Origin of the sequence: Bradyrhizobium rifense (assembly GCF_008123425.1) — a bacterium.
Classification (GTDB): domain Bacteria; phylum Pseudomonadota; class Alphaproteobacteria; order Rhizobiales; family Xanthobacteraceae; genus Bradyrhizobium; species Bradyrhizobium rifense.
This window is the reverse complement of sequence record NZ_VSSS01000109.1, coordinates 1-14,348: the sequence shown is the minus strand read 5'-3', so window position 1 is coordinate 14,348 and position 14,348 is coordinate 1. Positions and strand designations below refer to the sequence as shown.

The 14,348-nt window shown below is 65.2% G+C and carries 8 protein-coding genes; 2 read left to right on the top strand and 6 right to left on the bottom strand.

The genetic code is table 11. The annotated features are described in order from the left end of the window. Positions 1–190 precede the first annotated feature (190 nt). On the bottom strand, positions 191–2,638 hold the full coding sequence (locus FXB40_RS46480; protein ID WP_148778953.1) for an adenylate/guanylate cyclase domain-containing protein: 2,448 nt from the start codon (positions 2,636–2,638) through the stop codon (positions 191–193). A 252-nt stretch (positions 2,639–2,890) separates the two neighbouring features. Continuing rightward, complete coding sequence (locus FXB40_RS46475) at positions 2,891–4,936, bottom strand: AsmA family protein (RefSeq protein ID WP_148778952.1); 2,046 nt, start codon at positions 4,934–4,936, stop codon at positions 2,891–2,893. Between the two features lie 235 nt (positions 4,937–5,171). On the opposite strand from FXB40_RS46475, the gene FXB40_RS46470 reads away from it, so the two are divergent. Beyond that, positions 5,172–5,846 carry a Crp/Fnr family transcriptional regulator gene (locus FXB40_RS46470; protein WP_148778951.1) on the top strand — a complete coding sequence of 225 codons (675 nt, stop codon included), beginning with the start codon at positions 5,172–5,174 and terminating at the stop codon, positions 5,844–5,846. Positions 5,847–5,908: 62 nt separating this feature from the next. On the opposite strand, the gene FXB40_RS46465 is transcribed toward FXB40_RS46470, so the two are convergent. From FXB40_RS46465 to FXB40_RS46450, 4 genes are all read right to left on the bottom strand, one after another. Beyond that, on the bottom strand, positions 5,909–9,052 hold the full coding sequence (locus FXB40_RS46465; protein ID WP_148778950.1) for an efflux RND transporter permease subunit: 3,144 nt from the start codon (positions 9,050–9,052) through the stop codon (positions 5,909–5,911). Next, positions 9,052–9,981 (bottom strand): RND family efflux transporter, encoded by a 930-nt coding sequence (locus FXB40_RS46460; RefSeq protein ID WP_148778949.1) that lies wholly within the window; start codon positions 9,979–9,981, stop codon positions 9,052–9,054. Before FXB40_RS46460 ends, FXB40_RS46465 begins: the two co-directional genes overlap by 1 nt. A 143-nt stretch (positions 9,982–10,124) precedes the next feature. Further along, complete coding sequence (locus FXB40_RS46455; protein ID WP_148778948.1) at positions 10,125–10,796, bottom strand: OmpA family protein; 672 nt, start codon at positions 10,794–10,796, stop codon at positions 10,125–10,127. Between the two features lie 144 nt (positions 10,797–10,940). Continuing rightward, positions 10,941–12,458 (bottom strand): caspase family protein, encoded by a 1,518-nt coding sequence (locus FXB40_RS46450; RefSeq protein WP_148778947.1) that lies wholly within the window; start codon positions 12,456–12,458, stop codon positions 10,941–10,943. A gap of 368 nt (positions 12,459–12,826) precedes the next feature. Here FXB40_RS46450 and FXB40_RS46445 point away from each other — a divergent pair, with 368 nt between their 5' ends. After that, a complete protein-coding gene (locus tag FXB40_RS46445) occupies positions 12,827–13,633 on the top strand; it encodes an N-acyl homoserine lactonase family protein (RefSeq protein ID WP_187437600.1) in 807 nt (268 codons plus the stop codon). The last annotated feature ends 715 nt before the right edge of the window (positions 13,634–14,348 follow it).

Sequence of the window (14,348 nt, the reverse complement as noted above, 5' to 3'; positions counted from 1 at the left end):
TGACCCGACGAGCAAGCACATCAGAGCTTGGTGGGATCAGGCGCAAACGCCCGATGATGCCATCATGCCGGTGTTTTGCCCGACGTGTCAAAGGTAATTTCTTAAAATCCGTAGAGGTCACGAAGATTCGCAACGCCGCCAGTGCCTTGGCTACTGTGCATGGGGTTGTTTTCGACTTTTGTGTTGGAGGTCAGCCTCTCCGCCGCGCCGCGGAGGCATCCACCAAATTGTTGACTTCCTCGTGCCAGGACAAAATCTCCATCGCCAGCACGGGATGATTAAAACCCTTGAGCTGGAGATCGTCGAGCGCGCGGGCCTCGACGGATTGCTCGACCATGCCGTAGACGCGGCGGCTCACCACGATCTGGTTGGCGAGGGCCTCGCCGCAGAGGCGGGAGGCGAGGTTGGTGACGCTGCCGATCGCGGCATATTCCAGCCGCTGCTCGAAGCCGACCTGGCCGAGCGTAGCATAGCCGAGCGCAATGCCGATGCCGAAGCCGAGGCTGTGTCCGCGGTTGCGCCAGCGCTCGGTCAGCGGGCCGATCGTGTCGCGCATCTCCACCGCCATCTTCACGGCGCGTGTGGTGTGGTCCTCGAACTGGATCGGCGCGTTGAACAGGATCATCACGCCGTCGCCGGCATATTTGTCGAGTGTGCCCTCATATTTGAAGATCAGCTTGCCGAGCGCTGCGTGATATTCGCGCAGCACGTTCATCGCCTCTTCCGGCTCGGTCGCTTCCGTGAATGCGGTGAAGCCGCGCAGATCGCAGAACACCACCGTCACTTCGCGGCGCTGGCTGGTGAGCAGCCCCTCGGGGCTGTCGGAGGAGGCGATCAGCTGCGCCACCTGCGGCGCCAGGAAACGCTCGAGCTTGCGGATACGCTCGATCTCACTGAGCTGGGTCTCGACGCGCTCTTCGAGCGACTTGTTCCAGTCCTTGAGCTGCTCGGTCTGCTCGCGCAGCTTGTCGGCCTGGGCGCGCACGGTCTCGTGCGCGGTCTCGAGCGCGTGGCTCTTGTGGTCGACCTCGGTGAACAGGCGCGCATTGCGCATCGCCAGCACCGCCTGGTTGGCGAAGGTGCGCATCAGGCCGGTGAGGCTGCCCTCGAACGCGCCGCTTAAGCGGCGCAGCACCACGAGCGAGCCGAGCGTGCCCTGCTGGTCGACCAGCGGCACCACCAGCACCGAATGGAAGCCGGCATCGACGGCGACGTCGCGCAGCGGCTGCCCGGCGGCGTGATCGAGATCGGCAATCGCGATCGGCTCGCCGCGCGCGGCGGCCTCGCTCAAAATGTTCTCGCCTTCGTCGATCGTGACATGGGCGCCCTCGACCGATTTGTCGATGCCGTCGGCCTCGACCAGGTTGAAGCGGTGTTGCTCGGCGTCATAGCCGTAGATCAGCACCGCATCGGCGTGGCTGATCTCCAGCGCACGCGCGGCGATCGTCGGCAGCACGGCGTTGAGGTCGAGCGAGGAGGCGACCGCGCGGCCGACCTCTTCCAGCACCTTCAGCTCGTTGATCGACTGCGCGAGGTCGCGGGTGCGCTCTTCGACTTTTGTTTCGAGGTCCGTGTAGGTCTCCTGGAGCTGGCCGGCCATGCGGTTGAACTGGCCGGCGAGCTCTTCCAGCTCGTCGGAGGTGTGCACGTCGATGCGGTGGCTGAAGTCGCCTTCGCCGAGCTTGTGCGCGCCGTCGCGCAGCGCCGTGATTGGGATGATCATGCGGCGCGCCAGCAGCGTGCCGGCGAGGATCGCGACCAGCAGGCCCATGCCGATCAGCAGCGCGATGCGGACGAGCTGGTCGCGGATCGGCGTCAGCGCCTGCACGGTCGGCTGCTCGAACAGCACGCTCCAGCCAAGTTTTGGTACGGTGCTCGCAGCAGTCAAAACAGAATGGCCGTTGAAGTCGGTGCCTGACGTCTCGGGCTCACGGCCGGGCGCGATCGCCGCCGCGACCTGCGGCAGTTTCGACAGGTCCTTGCCGACATCGGGCCCCTTCGACGAGGCCGCCAGCACGCGGCCGCGTGCGTCGACCGCATAAGCGAAGGCGGCCTTGCCGACCTGGGCGTCGGACAGGAGGTCGGAGAGGAAGCTGAGATCGATCTCGGCCACCGTGACGCCGGCATTGAAACCGGAATGCGCCACCGAGATCGACATCACCGGCTTCTGATCGACGAAACTGGCCGCCGAATAGCTGACCCCGCGCGCCACCGCGTCAGTGAAGCGCATGTCGCGGGCGAGGTCGGCATTGCTGCCGGTCGTGGTCGACTGGCGCGAGACGCGCAGCACTTCGTGGCCGTCGCCGTTGAGCTGGAATAGCTGTGAGACGACGGAGACCTGCTGCAGCAGCTGGGCGTAATCGGCACGGCGCTTCTCCAGCGTGTCCCGGCTTGCCGTCGTCACCCAGCTGATCTGGCGTTCGAGCTCGGAGACGGACTGCTCCATGCGCCTTGCGGCGGCCTGCGCCTTGTCCTCGAGCCCGTCGGTCAGCGAGGTCTTGGTGGCGCGATAGGAGATCCAGGTCTCCATCGCGCCGTTGACGGCGAGCACGAACACGACGAGGCCGACGAGGGAGACGACATATTTGGCGAACAGGCCCTCGCGCAGAAACCAGGTCTTGTCTTTCGCTCCCGCCATCCGGATCCTCTTGCGCCGCGACCGACGCCGGCGCTATGGGCCGTACGGGCCCCGCGGCTGTTCTACCACAATTTGGGCTTTTGGACCGGCAAGGGACCAGCAAGGGGCGGGTGTGGTTACCCGCAGGGGACGTGGGTGGCGGCAGGGTGGTGAATTGCCGCAGCAGGCAGGCCGTCTCCTCCGTTCGGAGGAAGAACTGTGTGACGAGGCGGTGTAAGGCTGCGCGCGGAGTTCGCCGCCTTGGTCCGCCAATCATCGATTAAACAGCTGCCGCATCACGTCGTTCATCGGCTGGCTATCCTGCTGCGCCTCAGGCGGGTCCTGGGTCGGAGGGGTCGGCGAAGCCTGGGGGGCCGGGGTAGCCGATGCGCCGGGCAGGCTGCGGCTTCGGCCGGTGCCGTTTCCGGCGCCGCTCGACAGCCCCTGCTGGATCAGATTGCCGATCGCCTCGCCGAGCTGGCCGCCGAGCGGATTGTTCTGCCCTTGTCCTTGCCCCGGCTGCTGGGCTTGCGGATTGGTGTTGCCGGCCGCGTTGCCGCCACCTGGGGCGGCGGCCCCGCCGAGGCCAAAACTGTTCAGGATGTTGCCGAGCCCGGCGCCATCCGGTCCGAACAGGCCCTTGCCCATCTCGCGCAACTTCGCATAGGCGGCATCCGGATTGTCGAGCATGCCGGCCATGTCAGGATAGATCCGCGGCTGCGACCACGCGCCGGTAATCATCACGGGAATGCCGAAGCCGACGGGATCGGCGGTGCGGCCCTGGCCTTCGGTCGTCATCACCAGTTTCGGCTCGACGCGAAAACCCATCATCTTGGTGTCGAGCGCAATGGTGCCGGCGCCGGTGACGCGCACCAGCGGCCCGATCAGATTGAGATCGGTCGTCACCGCCTGGCCCTTGTCGATGCGGAAGGATGCCGAGAGCTGCGACAGGTCGGTGCTCTGGGCCTCGCTGTCCTGCCAGCCCGACAGCGTGCCCGACGTCAGCGAGCGGATCATCTGCGCGACATTGATGCTGCGGATCGCGCCGTCCTGGAGACTGACGAAGGCCGTGCCCTGCATGTTCGCCATCAGCGCGCGCTGGCTGGTGCCGGCGCTGCGCAAAGCGAGCTTGGCTTGCAGCTTGCCGTCGATCCGGTCGAATTCGGCAAGGCCCTGCAGCAGCGGCAGCGCGCGCACGCCGAGGAGGTCGGAATGCATCGCAAAGCTCGGCGCGCCGCTGGTCGCATCCAGGATCACCTCGCCCGAAACCTGGCCGCCATAGGCGCCGAGATTCGCTGTGCCCACCTTCAAGATACCGCCGGCGAGTTTTGCATCGAGCGCCAGCGGCGCAAGACGGGCGTCGCCGATGACGGCTTCGTTGGCCGAGACCCTGATCTGCGCGTCGACATAATTGAGTCCGGACACGTCGATCGGCGCATCGCTCCAGGGCTGTCCGGCCGCACCGTCAGGCGATTTCGCCAGAGGGATCGCGAGCCGCTGAAAGTCGAGGTCGACCTTCACCAGCGGCTTGCTCGCGATATCGACCGAGGCCCAGCCGTTGAAGGCGCCGTCGCCGAGCGTGCCGTTGACGCCGTTGACCATCACGACCGCGCCGTTGAGCCGCAGCTCGGCATGGCCGGCGAGCTGAGACTTCAGCACGTCGGGCATATCGATGGCAAAATCCACCGGGATGGTCTGCCGTTCGACCGGCGGCGCCGGGGTGGTCGCCTTGATGTCGAACTTGGTCGGGTGCTCGCCGACGCGCGCGGTGCCGGCGACATTGACCTTGCGGTCGCGGCCCATGACGGCGTCGGCATTGATCGCGCTGATGCGGCCGTCGACGCGATCGCGAACGCGCGAGAATACGACTTCGCCGTTGATGATCTTGACGCGGTCGATGGTCGCGCCGTCTATGTCGAGCGCAAGCGGCTTCGGCGATGCATCGGCGTTCGGCAGGCGCTCGCGCAGCAGCGGCTGGTACAGCACCGGATGGGTGACGTCGATCTCGCTGATCTTCGGGTGACCCGACCACACGCTTGCGAGCGACATGTCGGCCTGCACGCTGTCGATCGTCACGCGCGTGATGCCGCTCCGGTCCTTGGGGTCCTGGAGCGTGAGGTCGTTCAGCGTGACGTTCAGCGTCGGCCACAGGCTGATCTTGGTGGTTCCGTCGATCGACAGGCGATAGCCGCTCGCCTGCTCGACGCGGGAGGCAATCGTCGCGGTCAGGAAGCCCGAGGGGATCCCGATCACCAGCAGGAGCGCGATCACGACGATGACGGCGACCAAAGCTGCGCCGACGAATTTCACTGCTCTCATGTCGACTTTCCAACGACGGACGAGCGGCGTCGAATCCGGCAGATTGCCCGTCCTTCACGCCTGAGTTTATCCCGGGACGGGAAGCCGCTCCAAGCGGCTAAAATTAGTCGGGAGGTGCTGCAAAGTTATGTGACTTATGACACACTTCCCCGGCGCGGTTTTACGCGATTCTGACGACGATGCTTCCAAGCGATTTGCCCAGGAAATTGACGAGTAAATTCACAAGGACGTTGAAATGAGCAAGCAGGCCGAATTTGCGGTCATTCTGAAAATGAATGCCATGTTCGCCGACCTCGGGACGGACGAACTCCAGCGGCTGTCCAACCTCTGCCACACCCAGCATCTGGGGAATGGCGAGGTGCTGTTCCAGAAGGGCGATGCGGGCGACGCGCTGTACGGCGTGCGCCGCGGCCAGGTCCGCATCGAGACCGGCGCCTCCGACGGCAGCCGGCTGACGCTGAACTTCATGGGGCCGGGCGATCTGTTCGGCGAGGTCGCGGTGCTCGACGGCCAAAGCCGCACCGCGGACGCGACCGCCGGCGAGGTGAGCGAATTGTTCGTGCTGCGGCGCGAAGACTTCCTCGCCTTCCTCGAGCGCGAGCCCAAGGTCGCGATCAAGATCATCGCGCTCTTGTGCCAGCGCATCCGCTGGCAGAGCGAGCGCATGGAGGAATCCATGCTGCAGCCGCTGCCGGTGCGGCTGGCGCGGCGGCTCTGCGCGCTCGCCGCCGATTTCGGTTCCGAGGTGCACATCTCGCAGGAACAGCTCGGCGTCTTCGTCGGCGCCGCCCGCGAGAGTGTCAACCGCCAGCTTCAGGCCTGGCGCAAGGAAGCGATCCTGGATCTCCAGCGCGGCCGCATCCTGCTGCGGAACATGACCAAGCTGACGGCGATCGCGCGGAACGAGTAGGATCAAGCGGTCGCGGCGAAGAGTTTCACTTCGCTACGACGACTTCCGCTACCGGGCTCGGTCTACTCCGCCGCCGGATGCACGATGCTCTTCGGCGCCGGCACCGTCTCCGCAGCCTCGTGATGACCGTCGGTCTCCGCATCGTCGCTGTGCACGATCAGCCGCTTGCCGAAGCGCCAGATCAGGGCGCCGAGGTCGTCCATCACCATGAACATCGCGGGCACGAACACCAGCGACAGGATGGTCGAGAAGATCAGGCCGCCGATCACCGCGAGTGCCATCGGCGAGCGGAACTCGCCGCCGGCGCCGACCGCGAGCGCGCTCGGCATCATGCCGGCGGCCATCGCGATCGTGGTCATCACGATCGGGCGGGCGCGTTTCATGCCGGCGTCGATCATCGCCTCGTCGCGCGGCTTGCCGTCGCGGATCGCCTCGATCGCGAATTCCACCAGCATGATCGCGTTCTTGGTGACGATGCCCATCAGCATCAGGATGCCGATCCACACGGGCGTGGTGAGCTGCTTGCCGGTGACGAGCAGGGCGGCGATGGCGCCGCCGATCGAGAGCGGCAGCGAGAACAGGATGGTGATCGGCTGGAGGAAGGTACCGAACAGCAGCACCAGCACCGCATACACCATCATCAGGCCGGCCGTGATCGCAGTGGCAAAGCCGTCGGACAGCTCGTTGAGGCTTTCGGCGTCGCCGGAGGGTGAGACCTTCACGCCCTTCGGCAGGCTCTTCATGACCGGCAGGTCGTAGATCTTCTTGGTGGCATCGCCGAGCGCCGCGGCGCCGACGAGGTCGGCGGCAACGGTGGCCTGTCGCTCGCGGTCGTAGCGGTTGATGCTGGTCGGACCCTGGTCGAGCTTGACGTCGGCGATGACGGAGAGCGGCACGCCGCCCTTCTCGCCATGCTCGCCGAGCGGCACGCGCAACTGCTCGAGTGTCTTGAGATTGCCGCGCGCGGCGTCCTCGAGCTGCACGCGGATCGGCACCAGACGGTCGCCGACGTCGAACTTGGCGAGCGCCGGACCGACGTCGCCGATGGTCGCGACACGGATGGTCTGCGACAGGCTTTCGGTCGAGACGCCGAGTCGCGCGGCAAGATCGGCGCGCGGCTCGATGCGCAGTTCGGGACGTTCCAGCGAGGTTTCCGAGATCACGTTGGAGATGGTCGGAATCCGCTTCATCTGCGTCGCGAGCTCGCTGGCGACGTTGTTGACGATGTTGGGGTCGACACCGGTCACAACCAGCGAAATCGCGCGCAGGCCGTTCTCGTCCAGGAACCAGAAGCGGATATCGGGAACGTTCTCCAGCTCCTGGCTGATCGAGAATTCGAGCTCGCGCTGGGTGATGTTGCGGTCGTTTTTGGGCGTGTAATTGATGATCAGGGCGGCGCGCCGGACTTCCTGGGTGCCCGGCGGGACGCGCCCGCCGTCGACGAAGATGCTCTTTACCTCGGGCCGCTTGCGCAGGCGTGCGACGATGTCTTCGGTGACTTTTTCGGTATAGGAGAGCTGCGTGCCCGGCGGCAGCTCGAGCGCCAGAAGCGAGCGGGCGCTGTCCTGCGCCGGCAGGAAGCCCTGCGGCAGGAGCGTGATGCTCCAGATCGAGGCGGCGAAGATGCCGAAGCCGATCATCACGGTGATGAAATAGTGCTTCACCGACCACGAGACGAGCTTGTGATAGCCTCGCAGCACCCGGCCCGGCGGCGGCTCCTCGTGATTGCTATGTTTGAGAAAGTAGGCCGCCAGCATTGGCGTCACGAAGCGTGCCGCAAGCAGCGAGAAGAACACCTGCACCGAGACGGTGATGCCGAACTGCTTGAAGAACTGTCCGGCGATGCCCGACATGAAGCTCGCGGGCGCGAAGATCGCGATGATGGTCAGCGAGATCGCGATCACGGCGAGGCCGATTTCGTCGGCGGCTTCCAGTGCGGCACGGTAGGGCGATTTGCCCATGTTCATGTGCCGTACGATGTTCTCGATTTCGACGATGGCGTCGTCGACTAAGATACCCGTCGACAGCGTGATGGCGAGGAAGCTGACGAGGTTGAGTGAGAAGCCGAGGATGTCCATCGCCCAGAACGCCGGGAAGATCGACAGCGGCAGCGAGACCGCGGCAATGATGGTGGCGCGCAGGTCGCGCAGGAACAACAGCACGATGACCACGGCGAGGATGGCGCCTTCGAACAGGGTCGAGATCGCCGCCTCGTAATTGCCGTTGGTGTATTCGACGGAGGTGTCGATCAGCTTGAGGTCGACGTCGGGATAGGCGGCCTTGAGGGCGTCGATGCGCTTCTGCACGGCTTCGGCGACCTTCACGTCGCTGGCGCCCTTGGAGCGCTTGATGCCGAGCGCGACCACCGGCTCGCCGTTGAAGCGGGCGAAGGTGCGGCGGTCGGCGATGGTGTCGGTGACGGTACCGAGATCGTCGAGACGGACCTCACCACCGCCGAACAGGGGGACCATGGTGCCGGCGAGGTCGCTCAGCGTCTTGGCGCCGGCCAGGGTCCGGATCGCCTGGTCGTTCTTGCCGATTTCGGCGCGGCCGCCGGCGACGTCGACATTGGTGCCGCGCAGGCTCTGGCTGACATTGACGGCAGTCAGCCCCATCGCCTGCAGGCGGTCGGGATCGAGCGAGACCAGTATCTCGCGCTCGACACCGCCGATGCGCTCGACCTGGGCGACGCCGCGCACGCCTTGCAGCGCGCGCTTGACCACGTCGTCGACGAAATAAGAGAGCTGCTCCGGCGTCTTGCCGGGCGAGATCGCGGCATAGGTGACGATCGGCAGGCCGATCACGTCGACGCGCTGGATCAGCGGCTCGGTGACGTTCTGCGGCAGGTTCGAGCGCACGCGCGTCACCGCGTCCTTGACGTCGTTCAGTGCGCGGTCGGTGTTGGTCTCCAGCGCGAACTGGATGGTGGTGACCGAAACGCCGTCGGTGATCGAGGAGGTGATGTGCCGCACGCCCTCGACGCCGGAGACGGCGTCTTCAACCGTCTTGGTGACTTGGGATTCGAGTTCTGCCGGGGCGGCGCCGAACTGCGCCACCGCGACCGAGATCACGGGAATGTCGGCAGAGGGCAGTCGCGTGATCGCGAGCTTGCTGAAGGAGGTCCAGCCGAGGATCAGGAGGATGATCGAAAACACCACCGACGGCAGTGGATTACGGATCGACCATGCCGAGATATTGAGAGCCATCAGCGTACCCGCGTGCGATCGAGTTCATCGGCGAACATGGTCTTGATCTGGTCGCCGTCATGGAGCGAAGAGCCGGCGTCGGCCACGACGATTTCGCCGACGTCGACCCCCTCAAGGATTTCGGTTTGGCTGTCGGATGTCAGCCCGACGCGCACCCGGCGTGTCTCGACGGTATTGCCCTTGACCACCTGCACGGTGAGATGGTCGATCGCCGTCTTGGGAACCGCGACGCCGCAGCTTCGCTTGGCGTCGATCGAGGCACGGGCAAACACGCCGACCTTCAGTGATGGATTGTTGGTGACGCTGATGCGGACACGGCCGAGCTGCGTCGCGCGGTCGATCTCGGGTGCAACCAGCCGGACCCGGCCGATCAGGTCGGCGGCGTCATCCCGGCTGATCCGTACCGTCGCGCCGGGGCTGAGTTTTGGCATGTGCACGGCCGGGACCTGCGCATCCAGCTCGATCTCGCCGCTAACGGCGATGCGGAACATCGGTCCGGCCTGCGGCGAGGCCGGCGCACCAACAATGGTCCGCACTTCCGTGATGAGACCAGGCGCGGGTGCCTTCAGCGAGATCGGGCCTTGCGGGCCCGGTCGTTGCGGCTGACCCGGGATCTGCGGCGGCGCCGTCAGGCGCGCCAGCTCCTGGTTGTCGGTGACGACCGCGCCTTCAGTGACGAAGATGTCGGTGACCTTCGATCCTTCTTGGTCGGCCATGACCACGGCCTCGCGCCGCGGCACGAAGAAGCCGGTGACCCGCACCAGATCGGAGAAACAGGCATTGGTCGACTTCGTCACGATGACGAGCGCCTCGCCCGGCGTCTCCTTCGCCTCGGGGCGATGTCGATGCTCGAACCAGTAATAACCGACGCCGAGCGCAATGATGAACGCCACGGTTCCCGCAGGCTTGAGATATTCGGAGATGTTCATCGCCGGATCATCCTGGCCTGGCTCGGGGTTGCTGGGATCGTTTCCCTGAAACGAAGCGGCGTCCCGCAGGGCTGCGGGACGCGCGCTGGGAGCAGGACTTTACACCACATCACGACTTGGCACTTCAACGGATTACGTCGTGGTCACTTCGATGCGGTGGTCTTGTTTTCCATATTCACGACCTGCACGCGGCGGTTCACCTCCGCCATCGGCTGGTTCGGATCCTTCAGCTTGCTCTTGCCATAGCCGACGGTGACGAGGTCGGTGGCGGCAATGCTGTACTTCTCGACGAGGTAGCGCTTGATCGAATCCGCGCGGCGTTCCGACAGCTCCTGATTGTAGCCCTCGCCGCCGGCGGCGTCGGTGTGGCCGGCGACCACGAACGTCGAGCCCTTCAAATCGGGGCTGGTCAGTGCGCGGCCCAGCGCCTGCACCGAAGGCAGCGACTTGGAGCTGATATCGGCCGAGTTGTAGTCGAAGGTGATTTCGAGATCGATATTCGGCTTGTCCTTGGCGGCGGAGGCGATCTCCTCACGCTCGGTCGACGACAGCGAGCGCGTGGCGCGGCCGCGGACGGACTGGATCAGCTTGGTTTCCGCCGGGTTCGGCGCCGGATCGGCCTGAGGGGCAATCGAGAGGCCGCGGGTCAGGGGCTTCTTCGGCGCCGGCGCCAGCGCGCGGACGATCTCGTCCTCGGTGACGTTCTTGCTGTTACCGTCATCGCCTGCGAAGGCCGGCGGGAGCGTCAGCGACAGCGCCGCGCCGATGGTAATGACGGAAATGATCGCGGTCAGTCCCTTTGCAGCCAATCTCATTGCCAGTCCCTCCTGCGCGAGCCCGCGCGGTTCCAAAATTCCTGCAAATGGCCCCACGGCAAGGCCGCCTGCGGCATCCGTTCTGTTAGTCTTGCCGGACCGCCGCGGGTTCGAGGCGCCGTCGGCCTCAAATCAAAAAAAATATCAACGCACTCCGTAACTTGCGAATTCTTGCACGATGTTCGGGTCCATCGCCTTGGCATTGGCGACGTCGACCGCGCCCTCCTGGGCTGAGCCGTTGCGCTGCTTCGCCACGCCCCGCCCATAGAGCGAGGAGGTCAGGCGCGGGTTGATCCTCAGCGCGGCGTCAAAATCGGCGATGGCGTTCTTCGCCGCCCCGGATTTGAGGTTCACCAGCCCACGGCTGTCCAGCGCATCGACGAAGTTCGGCCGCAGCCGCAGCGCCTCGTTGCAATCCTTCAGCGCGCCCTGGAGGTCGCCGATCACGGCACGGGTCCAGCAGCGGTTGTTCAGCGCCTCGACGTCCTTCGAATTGATCCGGAGCGTGTCGTCAAAATCCCTGATGGCGAGGCTGTAGGCCCCCTTGCTGGCATAGACTTGGCCACGCCGGTACAGCGCATTCACGTCGTCCGGATTGGAGGCGATCTTGGCCGTCAGGCCCTTGATCGTGGGATCTTCAGCCAGCGCGGCCGCGCTCGGCCCGCCATCCGCGTTCGGCGCCGGGGCTGGGTCCGCCGGTTTAGCCGGCGGCTGCGGCGGAGGCAGCGCGGCCTCAACCTGCGGCTTCGGTGCCGGCGGCGGTGACGAAGGTGCAGGCGGCGCCGGCGGATTGTTCGCGGCCACGGGTGGTGCTGGCGGGGCTGGCGGAGCCGGAGGCGGGTTGTTGGCGACCGGCGGCGGTGCGGGAGGCGCCGGTGGCGGGGTGGTCGCCGTCGGGCGCGATCCAGCGGCACCCGGAATGAACGAGAAATCCTCGGCGAGCGAGGACGAGATCCACGGCACCTGCTCGCCGCGCGAAGCGCGGGTGACGCCCATCTTGGTGCGGTTCAGCGTTTCCTCCGCCATCAGGTCGGGGACACGGATTTCCTTGAGCAGTTCCTGGACGAACAGGCTGTGGTCGCCGCCGGCGTCCGATACCACCGACGCCAGCGCCGCCGAATACATCACCAGCGTGCCGTTCGGGGCGATGACCGGGGTCAGGCCCGCCGAGAAGCTGCGGAACCGCCGTTCGAACGGGTTGCGCCTGGAAGCGTCGACCAGCGCGATCTTGACGCCGGCGCCGCGGGTGTTGAGCTCGCCCAGGATCGCTTCGATGCTGAAACCGTCGCGACGGACGTCGGACTCGGTCCAGATCTGCGCGTCGACCGGGATCATGTAGCTCTGGCGCGCCGACTGGATGCCGAACCCGCTATAGAAGATCAGCGCCACCGAGCCCGGCTTGATCTTGCCATAGAGCTTGTCGAAGGCGTGGCGCATGCCGTCGCCGGTGAGGTTCTCGCCGACATCGACCGAGAAGCCGTCGCGCTTGAGCTCGTCGGCGACGTCGCGGGTGTCGTTGATCGGCTCCTTCAGCGGGCTGTCCGCGTCCGGATATTTGGCATTGCCGATGACCAGCGCATAGCGGTCGCCGGCCGCGTGCGACGGCGCGGCCGGGATGAGCGAGACAAGTAAGGGCAGAAGAAAAAGCAGGCGAATTTTCATAGTCAGCGCGGTCCAGCCAAAAAGGCGCCGTTCCCAGCTTGCGCCGCGGCGACCTTAACTTACGCAATGTGCATTATCAAACCGGCGAGTGGGGGCGTCAACCGCTTGGAGATTCGGCACTATCGCGACAATTGACCGCGACGCACAAGCAGCTCGCAAGGGGAATAAATCTGCGGTCACGGTTCTCCTCGACGCGTTCTCGTTCAGGGTTCCGGCCGTCATGTTAGGCCGGTACTCGCGACGAAAATGTGATTGGTCTCACATTGCACCCTGCGTCCACCGCAGGCTCAGACGTTTGACCTTTACGGTGGGCAATGGCTTGGTGCGCGGCAGGTCCACTCAGAAAAGCAAAAGCCGGGATCAAAGTCATGGGAAACGCCTACGAAATCTACGCCCTGCGCTATGCGACCATGTCGCCGCGCACCCCCAGCATGAATTTCCTGGCGCCCGACCCGCATGACAGCGCGGCGCAGGATCTCGACTACTTCGTTTGGCTGATCCGCGGGCAGGGCCGCGAGATTCTGGTCGACACCGGCTTCAATGCCGAGGAGGCGACCTCGCGCGCACGCAAGCTGACGCTCAATCCGGTCGATGCGCTGGAGCGTTTTGGCGTCGCCGCGTCGAGCATCCGCGACATTATCGTGACGCATCTGCATTACGATCACGCCGGCAATCTCGACCGCTTCCCGCATGCGCGATTCCATCTCCAGGAGCGCGAGATGGCTTACGCCACGGGCCGCTGCATGTGCAACGGACTGCTGCGACATCCGTTCTCGGTCGAGCACGTCACCCAGATGGTGCGCCACGTCTATGGCGAGCGCGTCAATTTCTATTCCGGCGACGGCGAGGTTGCACCCGGTGTCACCGTGCATCGTGTCGGCGGCCATTCGGACGGCTTGCAGGTGGTCAAGGTCGAGACCGCGCGCGGTCCGGTGGTGCTGGCGTCCGACGCCGCGCATTACTACGCCAATCTGCAGCGCCGCAACCCATTCCCGATCGTCTACAATGTCGGCGACATGGCCGTTGGTTGGGAGACGATCGAACGTCTCGCCGGCCATCCCGACCGCTATATTCCCGGCCACGATCCGATCGTGACCGAGATCTATCCGCGCGCGAGCGACAAGGTCGACGCCTGGGCGCTGCATTTGCCGCCGACGCGGTCGTTCGCGAAGTGACGGCGTAGACAAGGCGACTTGGACCCATCCCCGTCACCCTGAGGTGCTTGCCCTGCGGCGCATTGCGCAGCTGGGCAAGCCTCGAAGGGCGACGGCCCGGTTGCATCGAGGCCGTTCATCCTTCGAGGCTCCCCGCGCGATGCTTCTCATCGCGCGCTTCGCACCTCAGGATGACGGGGCTGGCACCACGCGCGGGCGATTCTATGCTTGGCGTTCGCGTCTTCGCTGGCCTGGATCAGGTCGAGGCTCTCCTCGATCTTGCCGAGCAGAGCCGAGCGCGCTCTTGTGGCTCAGATTAGGCGGGCCTGATGTCCGCTGTGCTCTTGAAAGCAACGCGCAGAGGAGAATCGTCGGGGGGCGTTGCGGCCACAACCAGACCTAGGCTGTTGAAACACAGTCTCGCGAGGCAAGCCGCGGCGTCGCGGGCAGCGCTATATGTCAGAGCCGATTGATCCGCAGGGCTGGAAGGTTTGGAGCGAGCGCCCACGCAAGCACCCTTCATGTTTCTGGGCATAAGCAAGCACGCCCATGATAATCAAAGCCACTACGACAAATCCGGCTATGAGATTCTGCACCATGGCTGCGACTCCACGGGGTTAGCGCGCTACGAAGTAAGCGACCGCGCGGCCAAAGATAAAGCCAGTCCTGAATTAAGAGCACGACAGGTTGGCTCCGGCTAGAGCAAACTTCCGCTAAGGGTCTTGGTCGTGTAAAA

Excerpts from the sequence above, each read along its gene's own strand:
- FXB40_RS46480 (WP_148778953.1), bottom strand. The coding sequence starts at position 2,638 with ATGGCGGGAGCGAAAGACAAGACCTGGTTTCTGCGCGAGGGCCTGTTC.
- FXB40_RS46475 (WP_148778952.1), bottom strand. The coding sequence starts at position 4,936 with ATGAGAGCAGTGAAATTCGTCGGCGCAGCTTTGGTCGCCGTCATCGTC.
- FXB40_RS46470 (WP_148778951.1), top strand. The coding sequence starts at position 5,172 with ATGAGCAAGCAGGCCGAATTTGCGGTCATTCTGAAAATGAATGCCATG.
- FXB40_RS46465 (WP_148778950.1), bottom strand. The coding sequence starts at position 9,052 with ATGGCTCTCAATATCTCGGCATGGTCGATCCGTAATCCACTGCCGTCG.
- FXB40_RS46460 (WP_148778949.1), bottom strand. The coding sequence starts at position 9,981 with ATGAACATCTCCGAATATCTCAAGCCTGCGGGAACCGTGGCGTTCATC.
- FXB40_RS46455 (WP_148778948.1), bottom strand. The coding sequence starts at position 10,796 with ATGAGATTGGCTGCAAAGGGACTGACCGCGATCATTTCCGTCATTACC.
- FXB40_RS46450 (WP_148778947.1), bottom strand. The coding sequence starts at position 12,458 with ATGAAAATTCGCCTGCTTTTTCTTCTGCCCTTACTTGTCTCGCTCATC.
- FXB40_RS46445 (WP_187437600.1), top strand. The coding sequence starts at position 12,827 with ATGGGAAACGCCTACGAAATCTACGCCCTGCGCTATGCGACCATGTCG.